This window comes from Streptomyces sp. NPDC046335, assembly GCF_055587985.1.
In genome coordinates this window covers 1-2,019 of record NZ_JBVJFF010000047.1, presented here as the reverse complement: position 1 = coordinate 2,019, position 2,019 = coordinate 1, and the positions used below count along the sequence as shown (strand labels likewise).

Annotated in this window: 2 protein-coding genes; both read right to left on the bottom strand. The window is 45.4% G+C overall.

Features of this window, described 5'->3' with window-relative positions; translation table 11 throughout:
• Window positions 1-313, bottom strand: a 313-nt coding sequence (locus tag ACZ6JY_RS40745; protein ID WP_469204648.1) for a P27 family phage terminase small subunit, incomplete at its 3' end; no start/stop codon positions are given.
• Between the two features lie 136 nt (window positions 314-449).
• A complete protein-coding gene (locus ACZ6JY_RS40740) occupies window positions 450-812 on the bottom strand; it encodes an HNH endonuclease (RefSeq protein ID WP_071922349.1) in 363 nt (120 codons plus the stop codon).
• Window positions 813-2,019: the final 1,207 nt, after the last annotated feature.

The following is a 2,019-nucleotide window of genomic DNA, read 5'->3' as shown; positions in this document are numbered from 1 at the left end:
CCCGCGCCTTTACTGCAGCTCCCATTTTCTGCCCACCGGCAGCAGTTTCATCCCCAATCCCATCAGCTTTTATTTCCTGGTTCGCGTCGTAAAGGAGTTGCACCGTATTGCAATATTCCATCAGTAGATAGCAGTCCTCCATTTCAAACGAACCACGATTAATCAGAATTTTGCAGGTTCGTTTCCAGGCATCGATCGCCATCTCACCCAACAGTTCATCTGGCGGTGAAACTGCACGAGTCAGAGAACTGACCTGCGTTCCGGTCTTCTTCGGCTTACGACCCCCCCCCGGCGATCTCACTCCGGTACTCATAGCGAAACACCTCAAAAATCATCAAAAAAAAATTTTTATTTCTCACGCGCAAAAAACTACCGGGAGCGGCAGTCCTTAAAAGCGAAAGGGGTTGAGGATTTGATCCCCCCCTCCCCATGCGCTGACTGGCCGAGTTTCACCGGAGACGCTCCCTTGCAGTCTTGGTTCGATGGCATGGCCAACACAACGCCTCCAGATTGAAATCATCGTCCGTTCCGCCGTGAGCCTTAGCCAGTATATGGTCGACGGTGCTCGCTCGGGTTGCTATACCAGCGCGTCGACACTCCTGGCAGATATGTTTATCTCGCTGGAGAATACGTGCACGCCTGACTTCCCAGGGACGCCCGTAACCACGCTCTTGTCGGCTTTTACCGGTCTGATAGTTACGCCATCCTTCACCGGCATGCTGCTGCCGATGTTCATCACAGTAGCCGCTTGAATCATTTGTCAGGGCAGCACAGCCTTTGTGCCTGCATGGCCTTTTGATACGTGGGGGCATAACTAACAACCAGCCTTATTGTTAAGTTTGTTCATATGTGTCGACTCCAGCGTGACTCGCTATATCCGCCAGAGGGGACAGTTGATGAGATAGCTGCAGTAAGGGATCAGACAAAGTTACAATACAAAAGGAAGCAAAGATTGCCGTCAGAACTTCATGAATAGCGAGAGACTACGAGGTCGCCGCCCCGTAACATGTCAGATAGCCGGAAAGGACCCGGAAAGCTTAGGGAAATCTCATGTTCGGGCTTCGATGCTGAATTCATTTCAACCCGCCAGGCTTCAGCACGTTGCACGTGCGATGAGAATATTAAAGCCCAGCTTTAACGAGGCATATTTGGAATGCTAATTGAGTATATAAATCTTAGGCATGGTGATATATCCCCCAATTCTAATTACCTCATATCAATACAAGGCACTCAAAAGAAGCACTAAAGTTAATGATTGAATATTTTTAGAACGCCCTACATCAAATTGGCAGATAAAATATTTGTTAACATCAAATAAAACAGACCTAAAACTAGAGCTAAGATCATCAATGTTATAGCCAACGTCTTGTAGCTCAATCTGAACATGTAAATCGACTGCGCAAATAATATCAGGCAGAGGACAGGCGACAGGCCAACAAAAAAAGTTGTTAAGGTCGAACCCTTCACGACTGACAACACCATTGCCATCCTTGCAACCGGGATTTATGGTTCAAAAATGCATTACCGCAGTAACACTTGAAATCATCAAAAGGAAAACACACATGATCATTACTCTTTTTCTTTGAAGTCCATATGAAATCAGCATTAAGCTCAAAAAAACTAATGCTGATGAAAGACTGAGGAAAAACAATAAGTCATTGATGTCTTCATTTAAGATGAACATTCGAATTGTACTCTTTTATTGGGTTATACATCAATGATAGCGTTTATCCACAACATTTTTATATCTTTCTAACCTTAAAATTCTGCTGTCCAATATCTTCAAATTGAATGTTCGTTTGACTTGTATCGCTCAGCAACTTCACCCATCACGAGCTTGCTTCTTTTGCTATGTCCTTCTCATGCCAGCAGGCGGCTTTGCCTGATTCATCCATAACTACATGCCGGTCCTAAGAAAGTTCTCAATCGCTCCCGCTTACGCTTGCTAATTCACAGGTAAGTGCCACGCTATTAACGACTCTGATGTGGAGACTGCCAACTCCAGGGAAACATCCATAA

Coding starts and splice junctions, on each gene's coding strand:
- ACZ6JY_RS40740 (WP_071922349.1), bottom strand. CDS start 812: ATGCCCCCACGTATCAAAAGGCCATGCAGGCACAAAGGCTGTGCTGCC.